Genomic DNA, 19,465 nt, shown 5'->3' on the forward strand with positions numbered 1-19,465 from the left:
GTGGCCCCGTAGCCCGGGCAAGCGCAGCGCGGCCCGGGACGAAGCCGCACCAAAGCCTCAACCCCGGCGCACTCCCCGGGTTGCGGCGTAAACGCCTTCCGGCCCGCAGACAACCGTGGCCCCGAAGCCCGGGCAAGCGCAGCGCGGCCCGGGACGAAGCCGCACTAAAGCCTCAATCCCGGCGTACTCCCCGGATTGCGGCGTAAACGCCTTACCCGGGCTACCGGCCCGCAGACAGCGATAGACCGGTATCCCGATCGGCCAATCCGCCACCTTAAACCGGCAGGGTAAACTGGAAACAGGCCCCTGCGGGCGCTTCAAGCAGGCGAATATCGCCGCCGTGCAGCTGCAGCATCCGTCGCACAATCATCAAACCCAGCCCCCCTCGTGATGCGCTTTGCGCGCCAGGTTCAAGCACCGAAGGCCGTTCGAACAAGGTTGCCCGCAGCTCACCGGCAACGCCCGGTCCGCTATCGGCCACCTCGACGATAAACTCCGGCCCTGAGCGACGCGCCGTCAGGCGGATAAGCCCACCTTCCGGCGTATGGCGAATGGCGTTATCGAGCAGATTAGTCAGCACCCGTTCAATCATCGAGAGATCCGCCGTTATCGGCGGTAGCCCGGTGGCCAGATCCAGCTGTAAACCGATATTGCGCGTCGCGATTGCCAGGTCGAATTTTTGCGCGACATCCTGCACCAGCTCAGCCAGCACGAAGGTTTCCGGTTGCGGCTTAATCCCGCCGTGCTCCAGGCGAGCCAGCTCAAACAGCTGCTGAGAAAGATGGCGGACCTTGTTCCCCTGGCGCAGGGCGATATTCAGATACTGCTTGTTCTCCTCCATCGTCAAGCGATCGGCCTTCAGGCTTAACGTTTCCAGATATCCCAGCAAAGAGGTGAGCGGCGTGCGTAAATCGTGGGAGATATTGGCGACAAATTCTCGCCGCTGGCGATCGCTGTCGGCCAGACGGTCCCACTGCCCGGCAATCTGGCGGGCCAGTTCAATAAAGCGATTATGCAGCACGGCCACTTCATTCCCCGGGTTCGCCTCCGGAGTTTGCGCCGCCAGCGCCTTGATCGCATGAATACTGTCCTGGCTGTCGGTTGCCACCAGCGCGGTGAGCTGACGCACCGGGCGCGTTACCCAGAACCAGGCAAGCCAACCCGCCAGCCCGCCGAGACCGGCCACCAGCAGCAGAGTCCACAGCAGCAGGCTCCACAAGGTTTTCTGCCAGGCGCTTGCCGCCAGTTCATTAAAGGTTTCGCCCTGCAGGATAATGTAGAGATAGCCGCGCAGCTGGCCGTCCTGGCGCAGCGGCGCCACGCTAAACACCTTTTGCTTATCAAGGCTGCGCGGATCGTCGCCGTACACCGGCCAGGCGCCGCCGGAAAGAAACGTTTGCACCGGCGCCAGATCGATGCGCTGGCGCTTAATATGCCCCGGCGGCGCGGCGTCGGCCAGCAGCTCGCCGTCGGGCGAAAGCAGATACAGCTCTACGCTGGGATTGAAGGTCATCAGCCGATCAAAAAGCGGCTTCAGCATCCGGCGATCAACCTGCCCCTGAGCGTCCAACAGCAGCTCGCGGGCGGCGATCTGCTGCGCCAGCCCGGCGGAGAGACGCTGGACCATGACATTGCCGTACTGCGCGCTGCTGTACAGCTGGATCAGACAAACGGCTACGGCACAGAGCAGCAGCAGTGAGGTAAACACCAGCGCCAGGCGCTGGCTGAGGCTGAGACGGCGGATCATGGCTGCGCCTCTTTGCGCTCCACGGCAAATTTATAGCCTTTTCCCCAGACGGTCAGAATGATGTCCGGCTCCGCCGGGTCGCGCTCAATTTTGGTGCGCAGGCGGTTGATATGGGTATTGACCGTATGCTCATAGCCGTCGTGCTGATAGCCCCACACCCGATCAAGCAGCTCAAGGCGGGAAAAAACCTCCCCCGGATGGCGGGCAAAGTAGTAGAGCAGGTCGAACTCGCGCGGCGTCAGATCCACCGTCTCGCCGCGCAGCTTAACGTCGCGCGACAAGGGGTCAATGCTTAAACCATGGCTGGCGATACGACCGGCATCCATCAGCAGATTCTGCCCCATCGCCTCCTGACGACGGAACACCGCTTTGACCCGGGCGGTCAGTTCGAGAATCGAAAACGGTTTGGCCAGATAATCATCCGCTCCCATCTCCAGCCCCTGTACCCGCTGGGTTTCGCTGGCGCGAGCGCTGATAATAATCACCGGCAGATAGCGGGTTTGCTGACGAATGCGCCGACAAATTTCCAGACCGTCTACGCCCGGCAGCATCAGGTCGAGGATCACCGCATCCCAAAGCTCTTTTTCCAGCAGGCGCAGGGCCTGGGCTCCGTCCGCCACGTGGACAATCTGATAGCCCTCATCCAGCAGATTCAGGCGCAGCAGCGCGGCGATATCTTCATCATCTTCAACCAACAGGATTTTTTTTGCCACCGGCAGCACTCCGCTATTCTTACGTTCTGATTAGCCAAGCTTACCCGATCTTCACCGCCTGAAGAGTTCACATTTTGTTTAAACTTCGCGAACCAGCAGGGTCAGCACCTCATAGTGGGCGGTATGGGGGAACATATCGAACAGCTGGACGCGCTCAATGCGATAACCGGCCAGGCGAGCGATATCTTTCGCCATCGTCCGGGCGTTGCAGCTGGAGTAGATAATAAAGCCTGGCGCCATACGGTTTAAATAGTCGCACAGGCCGTCGCCGATACCGCGACGCGGCGGATTCACCAGCACCAGATCGGGAATATCGCCTTCGCCGGTCGCAAACTGCGTGGAATCGAGCGCCTGAAAATGCAGATTATTCAGCCCGAGCTGCGCCGCCGACTGCTTCGCGCAGGCGATCGCCTCCGGGGCAATTTCAATCCCGGTCAGGCGCATCTCAGGCGTTGCGCTGTGCAGACCAAAGCCGCCCACCCCGCAGAAGAGGTCCCACATGTGGTTGACCGGCAGCTGGCGCACCCAGTCACGAGCGGTGGCATACAGACGGCTGGCTACCACAGGGTTGGTCTGAAAGAAGCTTTGCGGGCGGATCCACAGCGGCACGCCGTTGAAATTTTCCGCCAGCGCCTGCTGGTCGGTGAGGAAAATTTCCCGCTCTCCTTCCATGATGGCCATATGCACCGGCTGAATATTGGCGGTAATCACCTGCAGCTGCGGCAGCAGCGCCTGAAGCTCCGGCAGCGCGGCGCGCAGCTGGGCAAGCTTGGTCTCCGAGCGCAGGACAAAGCGCAGCATCATACCGCCGTCGAGCCGGCTTTCGGTCAGCAGAATGTACTTCAGCTCTCCGCGCCTGCGGGCAACGTTATAGGGCGTGAGCCCGGCGCGGGCGATAAACGGCTTGAGCGCAGCGAAGACGGGCGCGAAGCTTTGCGGATAAAGCGGACAGTCGGTCAGGTCTTCCGGGGCGCCATCACGGTGCAGCATCCCGAGCAATGGGCGCTCCACGCTACCGCTGACCACCATTTTCGCTTTGTTGCGAAACCCGCTTTCCGGCCCGCAAACCGGTGCGCACCATTCAGCGACAGGCGCATCGGCGAGAAGCGCGCGCAGATCGGCCATTTTATCGGCGAGCTGTTGGGATACCGGCAGTTCCAGCCACTGGCAGGAGCGGCAGCGGCCCGCGTCATAAAGTGCGCAATGCATAACAAGACCTTCAAAAAAACAGGGGCGGGGATTGTATCACCGTTACTGTAAACGGAAAAAGCGTCGGCACGGGGCCGGCACAAACAGCATCGCCAGCACCAGCAGATCCGGTAGTTTTTGCAGCACCAGGGAGCGAAAGATTTCGCGCTTCGATTCCCCGGCAATACTAAACAGCTCGGGATAACCGTAGCCCAATGAAGCGGCCCACAGGTAGCCAATCACGATAATCTGCGTCAACAGGAACAGCCAACGCGCCCAGTTGCGCCCTTTTACCAGCGAAAACGCGCACCAGATTTCAATAAATACCAGTACCAGACTTGAGAGAAACACCAGGGTGAGCGCCCACGTCTGCACGCTGCGATGGACAAAATCCGCGATTCCCTGAACGCCAAGCTGGTTGAGGATCATCAGCAAATCCAGGCCGCGGATTAAAATAATGGCGAAGGCCGCCACCTGCACCAGCGCAGGAACGTTAAGACGAGCATGAGACGAACGCGTTTTAGTAAACAATCCCAACGTAAAGTCTTCCATGAAAACGGCGCCACAAATGCGGCGCCGATGTTAACTCTATTGCAGATTTTAGGTGGTTCAGCCGCTTCTTGCACGCTGGATATCGCGCACCCGCTGCTTTTCCGCGCGGGCCATCAAATACCAGGCGATAAAACCAACAATCCCGACCACGCCGAGGATTAACGTCGCCAGGGCGTTAATCTCCGGGTTGACCCCCATGCGCACGCTGGAGAAGACCAGCATCGGCAGCGTCGTCGCCCCCGGCCCGGAAACAAAGCTGGCAATAACCAGGTCGTCTAGCGACAACGTAAAGGCCAGCAGCCAACCGGAGACCACCGCCGGCATAATCATCGGCAGCGTAATGACGAAAAAGACCTTCAGCGGCGCGGCGCCCAGATCCATCGCCGCCTCTTCAATAGAGTGGTCCAGCTCACGCAGGCGCGATGAAATGACCACCGCGACATACGCGGTACAGAAGGTCACGTGCGCCAGCCAGATGGTCAGCATGCCGCGATCCGACGGCCAGCCAATTGAATGCCCCAGCGCGACAAACAGCAGCAGCAGCGACAGGCCGGTAATCACATCGGGCATCACCAGCGGCGCGGTGATCATAAAAGCAAAGCCGTTTGAACCGCGGAAGCGGCCAAAACGCACCATCACCACTGCGGCAATGGTACCGAGGATCACCGCCGCCGTCGCGGCGCAGGCGGCAATGGTCAGACTTAAGCCTACCGCGCTCATCATCGCATCGTCATGAAACAGCTCGCGATACCAGCGCGTCGACCACCCCGCCCATACCGTCACCAGCTTTGAGCTGTTGAACGAGTAAATCACCAGCATCAGCATCGGGGCATACAGAAAGGTAAAGCCGAGCAGCAGAATCAAAATTCGCCACGGCGAACGGACTACCGGTAAATTATTCATCCGTGTTCCCCCACCTGTTTTTGCTGATGCTTGTGGAACCACATGATCGGTACGATCAGCAGCAACAGCATCACGATCGCCACCGCCGACGCCACCGGCCAGTCGCGGTTATTGAAAAACTCCTGCCACAGCACGCGGCCAATCATAATGCTGTCTGGCCCGCCCAGCAGTTCCGGGATAACGAACTCCCCGACTGCCGGAATAAACACCAGCATCGACCCGGCAATAATCCCGCCTTTGGTGAGGGGAACGATCACCTGGAAGAAGGTCTTCAGCGGCCGGGCCCCCAGATCCAGCGACGCCTCCACCAGCGAGTAATCGATACGCGTGAGGGCGGTATAGATCGGCAGCACCATAAACGGCAAGTAGGCGTAAACAATACCGATATAGACCGCCAGGTTGGTGTGCAGGATCTCCAGCGGCTGGTCGATGACCCCCAGCCACAGCAGGAAGTTGTTCAGCACGCCGTTGCTTTTCAGCAGCCCCATCCAGGCATAGACGCGGATCAGGAAGGAGGTCCATGACGGCAGGATCACCAGCAGCAGCAGAATATTTCGCGTCGATGGCTTACTGTGCGCCACCGCCCACGCCAGCGGATACCCCAACAGCAGGCAGCAGAACGTCGAGATCGCCGCCACCTGAAGCGATTGCAGATACGCTTCAAAATAGAGCGGATCGTCGGTGAGCTGCAGGAAATTCCCGAGATTCAGCGTTAACGTAAGCTGACCGTCGGCCCACTCCAGCAGGTCGGTATAGGGTGGGATCGCCCGCGCCATCTCCGCCAGGCTGATTTTAAAGACGATCAGGAACGGCAGCAGAAACAGCAGGATCAGCCACACGTAGGGCAGCGCAATGACCAGCTTGCGCCCGTGGGCCATCTGCAGCCGCGCCAGCCACAGCGCAAAACCGCCAGGTTTTTTTACGCCTGACGGGGGTTCTAATGTACTCATCGCCCTCTCCTTACACCGTCAACACGACGCAGCTATCGGCATCCCAGCACAAACGCACCTCATCACCCCAGGTGGGCGCCCCTTTACGGTAACGGTGTTCGTTTTGCAGCTGAGCGCTCAGCATCTGCCCGCTTTTCAGGCGCACATGGTAGATAGACAGGTCGCCGAGATAGGCAATATAGATAACCTCGCCCACCGCGAAGTTATAGCCATCCGCGGGCGGGTCTTCGCAGAGCATGATTTTTTCCGGGCGCAGGGCCACCCACACCGGCACGTTATCGACGACAGAGGCATCGGGATCGACCTTCAGCGGATGGGTCAGGCCCGGAGAGTCCAGCACCAGGCCATCTTCCTGCCGCTCTTTCACCACCCCTTCAAAGACGTTGACCGAGCCGATAAACTCCGCGCTGTAGCGGGTGGTCGGGTGCTCGTAGATTTCCTCCGGCTCGCCGATTTGCACGAACTTGCCGCGGTTCATAATGGCGATACGCCCCGCCATGGTCATCGCCTCTTCCTGATCGTGGGTCACCATCACGCAGGTAACGCCGACGCGCTCAAGGATATCGACCACTTCCAGCTGCATCCTGTCGCGCAGCTTCTTATCCAGCGCCCCCATTGGCTCATCAAGCAGCAGCAGTTTCGGTCTTTTCGCCAGGCTGCGGGCCAGGGCCACGCGCTGACGCTGGCCGCCGGAGAGCTGATGCGGTTTACGCTTTGCGAACTCCTGCATATGCACCAGCGCCAGCATCTCCTGCACCCGGCTGGTGATTTCGGCCTTGGGCAATTTGTCCTGCTTGAGGCCAAAGGCGATATTCTGCTCCACCGTCATATGGGGAAACAGCGCGTAGGACTGGAACATCATATTAATCGGCCGCTGATACGGCGGCACCCGCGCCAGATCGACGCCATCCAGGACAATCTGTCCGGCGGTAGGCTGTTCAAATCCCGCCAGCATGCGCAGCAGGGTTGACTTGCCGCAGCCGGATGCGCCCAGCAGGGCAAAAATTTCGCCTTTATAAATGGTGAGATTGACGTCATCGACGGCGTGCTGGCCATCGAAGGACTTGGTTAAATTACGGATTTCCAGCAGCGGGGTCAGCGCTTTGGGGGTTTTCGCCTGCGGGCGAGGAATCACATCATTCACGGGGTGTTCTCCGGCAGAAATCAAATCATGGTGCAGGCGCACCATCGCGGTGCGCCTGTTGCCGGCAGCGCGACGCTTATCCGGCCTACAACTCACGGAGAATTACTTACCGCTTTTCACCTTCGTCCATGCGCGAGTACGCACGCGGTCGATTTTCGGATCCTGAACTTTCAGGGTGAACAGCTTGGCGAAGACGTCGGCCGGCGGGTAAATGGCCGGGTTATTGCGGATCGCTTCGCTGACCAGCGGAACAGAGGCTTTGTTGCCGTTAGCGTAATAGACATGATCGCTGATGTGGGCGATAACATCCGGACGCATCAGATAGTTCAGGAACTGATAAGCCTCATCTTTGTTTTTCGCATCCGCCGGCATGGCGAAGACGTCGAAGAACGCCAGCGCGCCCTCTTTCGGAATATAGTAGGAAACATTCACCCCGTTTTTCGCTTCTTTCGCCCGGTTAGCCGCCTGCCATACGTCGCCCGCCCAGCCGATAGCGACGCAGATATCACCGTTCGCCAGGTCGTTGATGTACTGAGAGGAGTGGAAATAGCGAATATTCGGACGCAGCTTCAGCAGCAGCTCGGTCGCCGGGCCGGTGTAGTCATCGGCTTTAGTACTGTTAGGATCTTTGCCGAGATAGTTCAGCACGGTGGCGAAAATCTCTTCCGGGGCATCCAGGAAGGAGACGCCGCAGCTTTTCAGCTTTTCCAGGTTTTCCGGCTTCATCACCAGATCCCAGCTGTCCAGCGGTGCATCTTTGCCCAGCACGGCTTTCACTTTATCGATGTTATAGCCTATGCCGGTTGTCGCCCACAGGTACGGGATCGCGTATTTATTGTCGGGGTCGTGCTTCGCGACCAGCTTCAATACTTCCGGGTCGAGATTTTTCCAGTTGGGAAGCTTACTTTTATCCAGCGGCTGGAATACCCCTGCCGCCAGCTGGCGTTCAAGGAAGCTCGCCGACGGTACCACCAGGTCAAAACCGGTGCTGCCCGCCATGAGCTTACCCTCCAGCACTTCGTTGGAGTCAAAGACGTCATACACCACTTTAATACCGGTCTCTTTTTCAAAATTCGCCACCGTATCCGGCGCAATATAATCAGACCAGTTATAAACATGCAGGGTTTTTTGTTCGGCTGCGAGCGAACCGGCAGAAACGGCCATCAGCGCACCCGTAACCAGACCTGTTAACCATTTTTTACCAAAGGCGGTCATATCTCTTATTCCTTCTCAATGCCCGTTAACAAGCGGGCTGAATATACGCACTTGTTCGCATGCAATAATCATGCATATTTTTTCATTGCCTAAGAAAAGGAGAGAGGACCTCTCCCGGAATGGTTGCCCGCAACTGGAAGCAGCGTCAGAATAACTGTAGCCAGAATAAGAGGCTATAGCCCAGGTAAAAAAACGGCTTTTATCAATTTTTTATGCAATAAGGGTCTATGTGATAAGCCGAAAGCGGCGGAATGGCGGTGAAAAATTCTTTTCCGGAAGGTTAATAGCAGAATAAAAGCATGTAATACGCAGCCGCTATGGCAGTGGCTGCGCTATTTTTCGACAGGCTTAGTGAAGAAAATGGTACTGAATATTCTCAGCCACCGGCTCTTCTTCCTCAGACTTATACAGCACCTGATTGGCGCTGGCTTCGAGGATGACCATCGATATCTGTTCTTCGCTCTGGCGGAAAAACCACGCGAACTGATCGATCGTCACGCCAACGCCGACGGTCAAGGCCTGGCACACCACCAGCTTCGGCAGATTATCATCCTGAATATCGAGGAAAGCTTTCACCGTCAACGAACTGGCGTTAATCGCAGAAAGATCGGCGGAGAGCGGCAGCAGCGCGGAGGGTTTCACCTCTGCCAGCGCGGAGAAAAGCACCACGTTATCCACCAGGTCAAGTTTGGCATCAAAAATGCCTTCGAAATTTTGCATATGCGGCAGGTGCAGTGCCTGGCAGGAATCACACTCAAAAAAGCTGATGCCCAATTCGTCGAGCCATTGACGTAACGTATCAAGACCCGGAACGACCAGTGAATCCATATGACCTGTGACCTCTTACTGTGAAAAATGCGACGCCATAGCTTACGCAAAAAAAGCGTCCTGTTCCATGACGGTGTCGTGAAAGGGAATTATCCGCCCATTTTCAGACAAAATCCGGGCGTGGCTTGTCGTTCGATCCAGGCGATCATTTTGCCGGCAATATCGACGCCGGTGGTGGTTTCAATCCCTTCCAGCCCAGGAGAAGCATTGACCTCCATCACCAGAGGACCGCGCGCGGCGCGCAGGATATCAACGCCGGCCACGTCCAGCCCGAGCGTTTGCGCGGCCTTGATGGCCATTTCACGCTCCTGCTCGCTGATATACGCCACCGACGCCACGCCGCCGCGATGCAGGTTAGAGCGAAAATCCCCCTCCTTCGCCCGCCGTTCAATCGCCGCCACCACTTCATTACCCACCACGAGGCAGCGCACGTCCCGCCCCTTCGCCTCGGCGATATACTCCTGCACCAGAATATGCGCATTCAGGCCGCGAAAAGCGTCGATGACGCTCTCTGCCGCCTGGCGCGTTTCGGCCAGCACGACGCCGATGCCCTGGGTACCCTCCACCAGCTTTACCACCAGCGGCGCGCCGCCAACCATGGCAATCAGGTCGCTGGTATCGTCTGGCGAATGGGCAATACCGGTGAGCGGCAGATCGATCCCCTGACGGGCCAGCAGCTGGAGCGAGCGCAGCTTGTCGCGGGCGCGGGTGATCGCCACCGATTCATTCAGCGGATAGCTGCCCAGCAGCTCAAACTGACGCAGCGCCGCGGTACCATAGTAGGTGATCGCCGTGCCAATGCGCGGGATCACGGCGTCGAAATGCGGGAGCTGGCGACCTTTATAGTGAATCGACGAGGCCACCGGGCTGACGTTCATATAACAGGAAAGCGGATCGAGGATTTCCACCTGGTGTCCGCGTTTTTGCGCGGCTTCGCGCAGGCGTCGACATGAATAAAGCGTTCCATCCCGGGATAATATGGCAATTTTCACCCTGCACCTCTGCGAAAAGACCCGCTCTGGCGGGCCTCTGGTAGTCAATTAGCGCTGACCTGCGGAATTTCCTTGCGTCAGACTGAGGGCAGTTTACACACAATCAGCGCGTAGCCCATCCCTGCTTATGCAGATATTGCAGAATAAACGGACGGCTCTCTTTAACAATAGTCCGACGGATATGGTCGCTCCAGGTATCGCGACGCGTATTGCTGCCGCGAGAGAGATAATACTGCGCTATCTGCTCGTCATATTCCGCAAGCACCGCGTCGTCCACCGGCTGATAGTGATTTTCATGCACCAGCATCGCCGACGGCATGCGCGGTTTCACCTCCGGGTTATCGTCCGGCCAGCCAAGGCACAGGCCAAACAGCGGCAGTACGTGCTGCGGGAGCTTCAGCAGCTCGGTCACCGCATCAATATTGTTGCGCAGGCCACCAATATAGACGCCGCCGAGGCCAAGGGATTCCGCCGCCACCAGCGCATTCTGCGCCAGAATCGCGGTATCGACGCAGCCCAGCAGCAGCTGTTCGGCGAGGCCCAGCTGAGCGTCCGGGCAGATTTGCAGATTGCGATTGAAATCAGCGCAGAATACCCAAAATTCAGCGGCCTGCGCTACGTGCTGCTGGCCGCCGCTCAGCGGGACCAGCTGTTGGCGTATTTCCGGGTCGGTAACGCGAATAATTGAGGAGCATTGTAAAAAACTGGAGCTGGAAGCGCCCTGCGCGCTGGCAATAATCGCGGCGCGCTGTTCGTCGCTTATCGGCGCGTCGGTAAAATGGCGAATAGAACGGTGGCTACGCAGCAGCTCAATGGTCGGCGTCATCTCGTTTTTCTCTGTCAGGCAATGAAGAAGGTGGGGTTTTCGTTTGCGTCAACTGCGGGGCAATCACTTTCGCCACTCGCCACATTAACGCCACGGCGGCCGGAAGCATCAGCAGGATCCCCGCGAAGATCATCAGCAGCGCCGCCGTTGGGCTGGAAAACGGCGCGGGCAGGCTGACGTACTGGTTGAGCGAGAGCCAGGCCAGGGTCAACAGCACCATGCCGATAATCTCGACTACCAGAATGCTTTTTGGTAATGCAGCGGGCGATCGCATAACGCTCCTCCGGTCAAAATCATGCACGCTCCCGGGCAAAAACCGGTCGCGTATCAGGGGAGTATAGCGGTTTCATCAGCAGAATATTTACCAAACATAGCCTTAAGCCATCGAAGCAAAAGGCAGAACCTTCTTTCCCTCCTCGACATAACGCGGCATGATACGCGGCATTCGCCATCCGGCTGAGGTTTAAGGAGAAGGACTATGTTTACGGTAATTTTTGGTCGTCCAGGCTGCCCCTATTGCGTTCGCGCCAAAGAGCTGGCGGAAAAGCTGAGCAACGAGCGTGATGATTTTAACTATCGCTATATTGATATTCACGCAGAAGGCATCAGCAAAGCCGACCTGGAAAAAACCGTGGGTAAACCGGTTGAAACCGTACCGCAGATTTTTGTCGATCAGAAGCACATTGGCGGCTGCACTGACTTTGAAGCCTGGGCGAAAGAGAATCTCGGCCTGTTCGCCTGAGACGGCTCACTCCTCTGACGAGTGCCTGCGTCTGGTATCAAGCCAGGCGCAAATAAACAAAAAGCACAGCGCGCCCAGCGCGCACCAGAACACCGCGCTAAACAGCCACGCCAGTTCCTGCCAGAAAGAACGCTCGGTCACAAAGAAAAGCCGCATAACCACCAGACAGACAGGTGCAGCCAGCATCGCGCCAATAAGCGGACGCAGTACCCGCTGCCCGGGAGAGAGGCAGCTTGCCGCCGCACCGGGGAGCAAAAAGAACAGCAGCCCGAGCTCAGGGTGACCGGTAGCCCGAAAGGCGCCTTTCATATGTAACAGTAGTGATAAACAAACCACGATAAATAGAAAGAACCCACAGATAATACCGGCCCAAGCACGCTCAGATTTCACGACATCCTCCTGATTTTGCCTCTAACCAACTTCCACTTCGCCCAGTCAGATAAAGATTCTGGCAATCCATGCCAATAAAAGATCCCGTCAATGTAAACACGATTGTTACTAGCCGCAGCCTCCAGGAAAGATTAAACTATCGACTATATTTTGCTGGTTATAACGGGATGCCAGAATAGCGTTCGGGACAACGCGAACACTGGACCAACCTTAGACCAAATAACCATTTCCTTCAACAACTTACTAGTAAATGAGAAGTTGGCTTTCGTGAATATAAACGTCGCAGATTTGTTAAACGGGAATTACATCCTGTTATTGTTCGTTGTGCTTGCATTAGGACTCTGCCTCGGGAAACTGCGTCTCGGGTCGGTACAACTTGGTAATTCCATTGGCGTTTTAGTGGTTTCCCTATTATTAGGGCAACAGCATTTCAGTATTAACACTGATGCCCTCAATCTCGGCTTTATGCTGTTTATTTTCTGCGTCGGCGTGGAAGCGGGGCCCAACTTTTTTTCTATTTTTTTTCGCGACGGCAAAAATTACCTGATGCTCGCGCTGGTGATGGTCGGCAGCGCGATGCTGATCGCCATGGGGCTGGGTAAGCTCTTCGGCTGGGATATCGGCCTGACGGCCGGGATGCTCGCCGGCGCCATGACCTCCACGCCCGTGCTGGTGGGCGCCGGGGATACGCTACGGCACTTCGGCATGCCCAGCGATCAGCTCGCCCTCTCGCTCGATCATCTGAGCCTCGGCTATGCGCTGACCTACCTGATTGGCCTGGTCAGCCTGATCGTCGGCGCCCGCTATATGCCGAAGCTGCAGCATCAGGATTTGCAAACCAGCGCCCAGCAGATCGCCCGCGAGCGCGGCCTCGATACCGACTCCCGGCGCAAGGTCTATCTGCCGGTGATCCGCGCCTACCGCGTCGGCCCGGAGCTGGTGGCGTGGGCTGATGGTAAAAACCTGCGCGAGCTGGGCATTTACCGCCAGACCGGCTGCTACATTGAGCGCATCCGCCGCAACGGCATTCTCGCAAACCCGGACGGCGATGCGGTGCTGCAGATGGGCGATGATATCGCCCTGGTGGGTTACCCGGATGCCCATGCCCGCCTCGACCCAAGCTTCCGTAACGGCAAAGAGGTCTTCGACCGCGATCTGCTCGATATGCGCATCGTCACCGAAGAGATCGTGGTCAAAAACCACAATGCCGTCGGCCGTCGCCTGGCGCAGCTGAAGCTGACCGATCACGGTTGCTTCTTAAACCGCGTTATCCGCAGCCAGATCGAAATGCCTATCGACGATAACGTGGTGCTCAACAAGGGCGATGTGCTGCAGGTCAGCGGCGACGCGCGTCGCGTTAAAACCGTCGCGGATCGTATCGGCTTTATCTCCATCCACAGCCAGGTGACCGACCTGCTCGCCTTCTGCGCCTTCTTTATCGTTGGCCTGATGATCGGCATGATCACCTTCCAGTTCAGCTCGTTCAGCTTCGGCATCGGTAACGCCGCCGGTCTGCTGTTTGCCGGCATTATGCTCGGTTTCCTGCGCGCCAACCATCCGACGTTTGGCTACATTCCGCAGGGGGCGCTGAATATGGTGAAGGAGTTCGGCCTGATGGTGTTTATGGCAGGCGTGGGGCTCAGCGCGGGCGCCGGCATAAATAACGGCCTCGGCGCCGTCGGCGGTCAGATGCTGGCGGCGGGCCTCATCGTCAGCCTGGTGCCGGTGGTTATCTGTTTCCTGTTCGGCGCGTACGTGCTGCGCATGAACCGGGCGATGCTCTTCGGCGCCATGATGGGGGCCCGTACCTGCGCGCCGGCGATGGAAATCATCAGCGATACCGCGCGCAGCAATATTCCTGCGCTGGGATACGCGGGGACCTACGCCATCGCTAACGTGTTGTTAACCCTGGCAGGTACGCTGATTGTCATCATCTGGCCGGGGCTACAGTGAATTTTTTAAGAAAAAAAACGCGCATACGCAGAACTTTTTTTGCTGGCATCAGTCATAAGTAGTGCCACTGCTTTTCTTTGATGTCCCCATTTTGTGGAGCCCATCAACCCCGCCACTTAGGTTCAAGGTTGATGGGTTTTTTGTTGCCTGAATTTTACGGCCTTTAAAATCATTAAGTTACAAACCCTCTTTTTAAGTCATGGCGACAAAGTGGCGACAGCCTCAAAGAGCCAGCGCAGCCTGGCCTGAATTTGTGGGGTGAGGCTGCACAGGATGGGCCTCTTTAGGTGTAGAAATTGAGCGAACAAAAGTCTCATGCGTTACGAACGTATGGCTGCAATTGATATTCTGGCACTGGTTGTAACGTTCTTAGGTCATTGAAGAGACCTGGAAACTGCTGCGAGTATGGGCTGCACTTCCACACAATGGGCAAATCATCATTTTACACATCCACATCTATGCTGGTCCTAAACTCGTAGTCCGGATTTGACCGTATGCGTTAACGCTGTGATAGCCTAGTTCACATTATCGATGGGTTGATTAAAGTCGATGACCTTAACTGGCATTTACACGTAGGTGCGGGATTAACTGGCGCGGTAAGTCAGCCAGTTAATCCCGCTGGTTTCAAGGCCCCAGTTTCCACCCAGCAAAGCCAGTCGTCCCGGTCCACTTCAGTCACAATGCAATTGCGAATCAGATTGATGATAAGGCCTATGATTTCGGCTAATTGAGCATTCATAGTGTCAGAATGCCCGCGATTGAATTTTTAATGAACTTCACTTCATTGTTTGGTCTCTGATATATATAATCTCGAATACCTAATTGAGAAGGAAAGATATATGGATTTCGATAAAATAAATGCCTTTCTTGCTACGGCAATTGGAGGATTGATATTTAAATGGCTCGCAGGAGGAGTCTCTTCCTTTTGGTCATGGCTAAATAAAATCCATCCTGAAGAGGATTTTTTAGTATCCACCATCGGATTAGCAAAACCGATAATTAGGCTTAGCCTTTGCAAGTACAAAGTTAGTACTAAACCACACGGTAAACGAGAAAAAATCACCCTCACTACTCTTGGCATCATTGTTATAGCAATTCCCTTAATTGGTTTTTATCAGTTCACTAAAATCATTACCGTTGAGCCAATATACTGGATTTCCCATACACACAAAGAAACAAATGACTCATTTTGGATAAAACCAGGAGCGGCAACAAGCCCACCGGATACTCCTGCGTGGGATATAACGCCAGAAACTTGCATCGATAAAAACAAATTGGATAAAATCACGTTAATTAAACCAGAAACAAAACTATTTATTTGTAGTTATATGTTAGATCCACAAAAAAAAGATGAGTTATCAAAAGAGACTAATAAAAACTCCCTTGCACTTATAGTCATAACGCCAATTATTTATCTATCATTACTATGTTTCACTATGTTAGGAGTAGCTATGTTTATTGATTTATATATAAACAGAAAAATCACAAAGCTTAATAAATTAGAAATCAAGAAAAGTTATGAATATTTAACATAATTTATAATACAATTAGCCATTGCGGCAGGATGTCACAGGTGACACTTTCCACCTCATCATTTATAGCCAGAAGGCATAGGATGTATTTCTGAATATTAAAAATGTTAGCCGCAATGACATTATGGCAGCACACCGCATGCCATCTAAGCTGAAGGAGATTATACCGATCAATATTGGAGTTGGGGCTGTGAAGAAGGCAAGTATAGTATTTGTGGAAAATGAATTAGAGCCAATTCAACGAAGGTTGATGGGAAAGAATAATTGAACAAACAAGGATGTCATCCTTTCCAGTAAGTTTCCTTTCAAAGAAAGACATCCAATATTTTAAATATAGCAAACATATTTTACTGCTTACTATATTTTCCCTGTCATTGCTTTTGAAGCAAGATCATTTAAATCCATTTCACGCTGATTGATAAACTCCCCATAAGAACTTTTACCATCTCGTAATTTTTCATCAATTACCGCTGCATCAAAAATCAAATCTTTCTCTGCCTCATGTACTGCTTTAAAATAAGTATCGGGGTTTGAATCTGAAATTTTATTATTATCTTCAGCCGTTAAAAACGCTATATTTGCAATTATATTTGACTCATGAAATGCAAAACCTTGCTTAGCAAGGTATGCCTTAGGATAAATATGATGAAATTGCCTTGCGTTATATGCTGACAATGCAGAATCAAGATCTACCACTTTACCAGTAATGAAACTTCGAGGAGATAGTTGAGCTAATAAACAAATGGAGGCCTTTGCAGCAGAGGAGTTTATTCGCCATGTTTTTTTAAAGAAATCCGCTTCAATTTTTGGTATTGGTTGAATATAGCTATCAGGTGAATTTATTATACCCTCCATAGAGATAATATCTTCCATAACATAAGTATTTGTCCCGCTTTATACCTTTGTGAAAATGCACAACACCAAAACCATCGCTTAATAGAACTATATTGATGTCCTGTAGGTCGAGCGGTTTTAGCGAAGAAATAGGTTATCGGAACTAACATAATAGGGAAAGGTAAGAATATAGAATTCTTAATTTTTAAATCGTTTGCTAAAAAATCAACAGAACTTCGCACACCTCTTTTTAAATCCTCCATTGAGGATAAAAGAATTGTTGGATCAACATCAATCAAAGTATCCGAATCTATTTTTTTATTGATTATTGCGGTCAAACAACGCATTAAAAGGACTTCATCGACTTGTTCATACCCCACAGATGCAAGATAATCTTTTAATGAATCCATCTCTGTGCGTAAATCGAATTTTTCTGACCATGTCCATGCAGTCAGCAGCTCAATGGTACTTAAACTTGTTCCAGATGAGTTAATCCTCTGAAATATTCTACAAACTTCTTGGTTGCTTCTTTCTTTAATCGTAACTATAGGAAACTCATAATCTTTAAATTTATCTACAAGGTTAGCAATTTTATCTTGTTCATCAACTGGGAATCGCCTCAACTCCGGCAGAAGTTTCGCAGTATCAAGAATACTACTTAGTGGAACACTACTAACACCATTCGGCAGATCTTTGTAATTACAGAATTCGTCATTGGAAGGAACAAAATGTATATTAAATCGTGATGCTAATTCATTGTTTTCTGTTTTCCTATCCGCATTGAACACACCAAACAAAGTTGTTAAACGCTGCTGTCCATCTAACACATAATTTACAGGATAATCCTCTTTGACCTCAGGGAGATGAAACCCACCTACATTCCTTTCAAATTTCAATGGAGTTTTAGTCGACCATAATAATAATGAACCAACCGGATACCCACTATAAATAGAGTCGATAAGCCCTAATATTTGTTCATCTGTCCAAACAAAATCTCGCTGGAAAGCCGGGATCTTGATGTTTCCACGGGTAACGTCATCTAATAAGGATGCTAATCTTTGGTTCCCAGAATCGATTTTTTTCTTAGAGTTTGCATTACTTTCCATTGCTGAGTCTCACCGAGTATGAAGAGATACTAGATTTGCACAAAATCAAAGCACCTTCAATCGCAACGTTTCCCATTAACTTACGTTGCGCGCGCTCAAATCCCCGCCACGTCTGCCAGCTTTGTGAAGTTGTTTTCATGCAGATACATGATGGGCCTGAAAGCCCGACAACCTAGGCGATTTTGGACCATTACGATCCTTTTTAGATCATGCAAATCCTGCACCATAGACATGCACTCCTTCTCAAACGCTGGTGCGTCCTTTTGGAGAACGTTACAAATGACGCAAAACGGCTAATGCTTGCTTTCATCCTTGCCTACCCGTACTTACTCAACCTAGTAACTAGATCGCTCGTCAGTTCTGACAACCACGGAATGGCAGTCTCCTTATCGTTATCGCACAATCCGAGCTGGCAACTAGCTGGGCCATAAGTTCTAACCACTACCGACATTTATCGTCTTCATGCAAAGCCTGGTTTCGGTAGAAAAGGCGTAAACCTGTCAATAATAGAATACTTCCGCCACGCAGCAGTAAATCAATATCCTGCTCGTTGCCGTCAAAACCTTTGGACTTCAACTCATATTCAAGCTGCGGTCTCAGCTAATCTTTAATCTACTACCCGTATCCTTTCCGGCGCGTCGGTTTAACCAAACGAAGCCCAGCGCTCATTTTCCTAATCATTTTTTTGCTCATGCTATGGAGATGAGCCTGCAACGGAGTATTATTAAGACGGTCTTGATTATCAGGAATAATATGATTATGAATGAGTTACAGATACAGGGGCTAGAACTTCGCGCTAAAGCAAAAGAACTGGCTCTTGCTGCTTTGGCAAAGCACCCGGATGGAAGCATAAATGGTAAAGGAGTGAAGCAAGCAGAAGTATTTCGTCTCTGCGGTCTCGATTGGGGGGATTATCCTAAAGCCCCCAGTACACAGCAACAATATTGGGCTGTAGCCCTCCTTCGCGAACTTGAGTCAGAAGGAGCTGTGGAGCAAGTCGAGGAGAAAGGTCCCTGGCGTTTAAAATAAGTCACGATGAGCCAAGTGGCAGCAGCGGTTGGCATTGCCCCGTGATCGCCACTCCTTACCACTCACCTAACTTATTGACCATCATGCAACTAATTGTTTTCATTGACCAATTTACATAAATTTTTTTTGTTTTCTGCGCCCCGCTCACGCTCCCGCCAGCCGGTCTACCATCAGTCGAATCGCTTCTCTCGATAGCGGCGCTCTGTCGGTCACGAAGTGCAGCGTCATCCCCTCGATAAAGGCGTCAAGCCCGCGGGCCGTTGCCGGTTCAAACCACTGCTCAAGAGTCCGCTGGCTGCGCAGCATCCAGTTCTGCATGACCGCTTTTAAATTCGGCTGGCTGCTGCAAAAAGCATACAGCTGATACATCAGCTCCATATTGCGCGCGGTTGTCACCTGGGCGCTAAAAATCAGCTCCGCAATGGCGTCACAGGCCTCTTTGCGGCTATGCACATCGGCAAAAAACTGCTGATACTGCGCCGACATCTGGCCGGTGAACAGGCTGAACGCCTCTTCGACCAGCGCCTCAATGCCGCTGAAATAGTAGGTCAGCGAGCCCAGCGGCACGCCCGCGCAGGTGGCGATTTTCCGGTGCGTGACCGCGTGGATACCGTGTATCGCGATCGTGTCCAGCGTCGCCTGCAAAATCCGCTCCCGCCGCTGCGGGTCGTTTGGTCGACGGGCCATCCCCTTTTCCTCTTTCATTTAAACAGATGCTGAATCCCACGGCGTAGGCGTCAAATATGCCTCAGGCTGAATCGAATCATAGAGGTCAATAAAAAAGCATTCCGCGGCAGCCTGCCTGGATGTACAAATGTACA

General features: G+C 53.4%; 20 protein-coding genes and 3 pseudogenes. 4 read left to right on the forward strand and 19 right to left on the reverse strand.

Annotated elements, in window-relative coordinates; all coding sequences use genetic code 11:
- Window positions 1-274 precede the first annotated feature (274 nt).
- The 12 genes from ABLV30_RS03260 to ABLV30_RS03315 all read right to left on the reverse strand — a co-directional run bounded on the left by ABLV30_RS03260 (window position 275) and on the right by ABLV30_RS03315 (window position 11,332).
- On the reverse strand, window positions 275-1,747 hold the full coding sequence (locus ABLV30_RS03260) for an ATP-binding protein (protein WP_265800503.1): 1,473 nt from the start codon (window positions 1,745-1,747) through the stop codon (window positions 275-277).
- Window positions 1,744-2,460 (reverse strand): response regulator transcription factor, encoded by a 717-nt coding sequence (locus ABLV30_RS03265; RefSeq protein ID WP_004849381.1) that lies wholly within the window; start codon window positions 2,458-2,460, stop codon window positions 1,744-1,746. Before ABLV30_RS03265 ends, ABLV30_RS03260 begins: the two co-directional genes overlap by 4 nt.
- A gap of 78 nt (window positions 2,461-2,538) precedes the next feature.
- Window positions 2,539-3,669: a 23S rRNA (uracil(747)-C(5))-methyltransferase RlmC gene (rlmC, locus tag ABLV30_RS03270; protein ID WP_049082080.1), complete on the reverse strand. Its 1,131-nt coding sequence runs from the start codon at window positions 3,667-3,669 to the stop codon at window positions 2,539-2,541.
- 42 nt (window positions 3,670-3,711) lie between these two features.
- Complete coding sequence (locus ABLV30_RS03275) at window positions 3,712-4,200, reverse strand: YbjO family protein (protein WP_004100588.1); 489 nt, start codon at window positions 4,198-4,200, stop codon at window positions 3,712-3,714.
- Window positions 4,201-4,257: 57 nt separating this feature from the next.
- Window positions 4,258-5,103, reverse strand: a complete 846-nt coding sequence (gene potI / locus ABLV30_RS03280) for a putrescine ABC transporter permease PotI (protein WP_004130847.1) — start codon at window positions 5,101-5,103, stop codon at window positions 4,258-4,260.
- Entirely contained in the window at window positions 5,100-6,053 is a 954-nt protein-coding gene (gene potH, locus ABLV30_RS03285; RefSeq protein WP_014228601.1) for a putrescine ABC transporter permease PotH, read from the reverse strand. The genes potI and potH overlap by 4 nt, the downstream gene beginning before the upstream one ends.
- Window positions 6,054-6,063: 10 nt before the next feature.
- Entirely contained in the window at window positions 6,064-7,197 is a 1,134-nt protein-coding gene (gene potG, locus ABLV30_RS03290) for a putrescine ABC transporter ATP-binding subunit PotG (RefSeq protein ID WP_265800500.1), read from the reverse strand.
- A 102-nt stretch (window positions 7,198-7,299) separates the two neighbouring features.
- Entirely contained in the window at window positions 7,300-8,412 is a 1,113-nt protein-coding gene (gene potF, locus ABLV30_RS03295) for a spermidine/putrescine ABC transporter substrate-binding protein PotF (RefSeq protein WP_186006478.1), read from the reverse strand.
- A gap of 348 nt (window positions 8,413-8,760) precedes the next feature.
- On the reverse strand, window positions 8,761-9,240 hold the full coding sequence (locus tag ABLV30_RS03300; RefSeq protein WP_004849367.1) for a YbjN domain-containing protein: 480 nt from the start codon (window positions 9,238-9,240) through the stop codon (window positions 8,761-8,763).
- 89 nt (window positions 9,241-9,329) lie between these two features.
- On the reverse strand, window positions 9,330-10,232 hold the full coding sequence (gene rimK / locus ABLV30_RS03305) for a 30S ribosomal protein S6--L-glutamate ligase (RefSeq protein ID WP_009653278.1): 903 nt from the start codon (window positions 10,230-10,232) through the stop codon (window positions 9,330-9,332).
- Window positions 10,233-10,335: 103 nt separating this feature from the next.
- Window positions 10,336-11,058 carry a nitroreductase NfsA gene (gene nfsA / locus ABLV30_RS03310; RefSeq protein WP_025108025.1) on the reverse strand — a complete coding sequence of 241 codons (723 nt, stop codon included), beginning with the start codon at window positions 11,056-11,058 and terminating at the stop codon, window positions 10,336-10,338.
- Window positions 11,042-11,332, reverse strand: a complete 291-nt coding sequence (locus tag ABLV30_RS03315) for a YbjC family protein (protein WP_009653259.1) — start codon at window positions 11,330-11,332, stop codon at window positions 11,042-11,044. The genes nfsA and ABLV30_RS03315 overlap by 17 nt, the downstream gene beginning before the upstream one ends.
- A 204-nt stretch (window positions 11,333-11,536) precedes the next feature.
- Between ABLV30_RS03315 and ABLV30_RS03320 the strand changes: the two genes are divergently transcribed.
- A complete protein-coding gene (locus ABLV30_RS03320; RefSeq protein ID WP_004100567.1) occupies window positions 11,537-11,800 on the forward strand; it encodes a GrxA family glutaredoxin in 264 nt (87 codons plus the stop codon).
- Window positions 11,801-11,806: 6 nt separating this feature from the next.
- On the opposite strand, the gene ybjM is transcribed toward ABLV30_RS03320, so the two are convergent.
- On the reverse strand, window positions 11,807-12,190 hold the full coding sequence (gene ybjM, locus ABLV30_RS03325; RefSeq protein WP_004849358.1) for an inner membrane protein YbjM: 384 nt from the start codon (window positions 12,188-12,190) through the stop codon (window positions 11,807-11,809).
- A gap of 267 nt (window positions 12,191-12,457) precedes the next feature.
- Between ybjM and ABLV30_RS03330 the strand changes: the two genes are divergently transcribed.
- On the forward strand, window positions 12,458-14,143 hold the full coding sequence (locus ABLV30_RS03330; RefSeq protein WP_004849356.1) for an aspartate:alanine antiporter: 1,686 nt from the start codon (window positions 12,458-12,460) through the stop codon (window positions 14,141-14,143).
- 222 nt (window positions 14,144-14,365) lie between these two features.
- Here the strand turns inward: ABLV30_RS03330 and ABLV30_RS03335 are convergent.
- Both ABLV30_RS03335 and ABLV30_RS03340 read right to left on the reverse strand, forming a co-directional pair.
- Window positions 14,366-14,584: pseudogene (locus ABLV30_RS03335) on the reverse strand (ogr/Delta-like zinc finger family protein).
- 146 nt (window positions 14,585-14,730) lie between these two features.
- A pseudogene (locus ABLV30_RS03340) lies at window positions 14,731-14,882 on the reverse strand (phage baseplate assembly protein V); the annotation flags it as partial.
- A gap of 100 nt (window positions 14,883-14,982) precedes the next feature.
- On the opposite strand from ABLV30_RS03340, the gene ABLV30_RS03345 reads away from it, so the two are divergent.
- The gene (locus tag ABLV30_RS03345; RefSeq protein WP_014228596.1) at window positions 14,983-15,678 is read left to right on the forward strand and encodes a DUF6216 family protein; all 696 of its coding nucleotides are present in this window, start codon (window positions 14,983-14,985) and stop codon (window positions 15,676-15,678) included.
- Window positions 15,679-16,032: 354 nt separating this feature from the next.
- Here ABLV30_RS03345 and ABLV30_RS03350 read toward each other — a convergent pair whose 3' ends face one another.
- The 3 genes and pseudogenes from ABLV30_RS03350 to ABLV30_RS03360 form a co-directional block, all read right to left on the reverse strand.
- Window positions 16,033-16,548, reverse strand: a complete 516-nt coding sequence (locus ABLV30_RS03350) for a hypothetical protein (protein ID WP_348865521.1) — start codon at window positions 16,546-16,548, stop codon at window positions 16,033-16,035.
- Window positions 16,518-17,615, reverse strand: a complete 1,098-nt coding sequence (locus ABLV30_RS03355) for a DUF262 domain-containing protein (protein WP_348865522.1) — start codon at window positions 17,613-17,615, stop codon at window positions 16,518-16,520. The genes ABLV30_RS03350 and ABLV30_RS03355 overlap by 31 nt, the downstream gene beginning before the upstream one ends.
- 441 nt (window positions 17,616-18,056) lie before the next feature.
- A pseudogene (locus ABLV30_RS03360) lies at window positions 18,057-18,347 on the reverse strand (replication endonuclease); the annotation flags it as partial.
- A 21-nt stretch (window positions 18,348-18,368) separates the two neighbouring features.
- Between ABLV30_RS03360 and ABLV30_RS03365 the strand changes: the two are divergent.
- Entirely contained in the window at window positions 18,369-18,644 is a 276-nt protein-coding gene (locus ABLV30_RS03365) for a hypothetical protein (protein WP_223226697.1), read from the forward strand.
- A 144-nt stretch (window positions 18,645-18,788) separates the two neighbouring features.
- On the opposite strand, the gene ABLV30_RS03370 is transcribed toward ABLV30_RS03365, so the two are convergent.
- Window positions 18,789-19,331, reverse strand: a complete 543-nt coding sequence (locus ABLV30_RS03370; RefSeq protein WP_265800496.1) for a TetR family transcriptional regulator — start codon at window positions 19,329-19,331, stop codon at window positions 18,789-18,791.
- Window positions 19,332-19,465 lie beyond the last annotated feature (134 nt).

It is taken from the genome of Klebsiella sp. CN_Kp113 (assembly GCF_040064585.1).
GTDB lineage: Bacteria > Pseudomonadota > Gammaproteobacteria > Enterobacterales > Enterobacteriaceae > Klebsiella > Klebsiella michiganensis.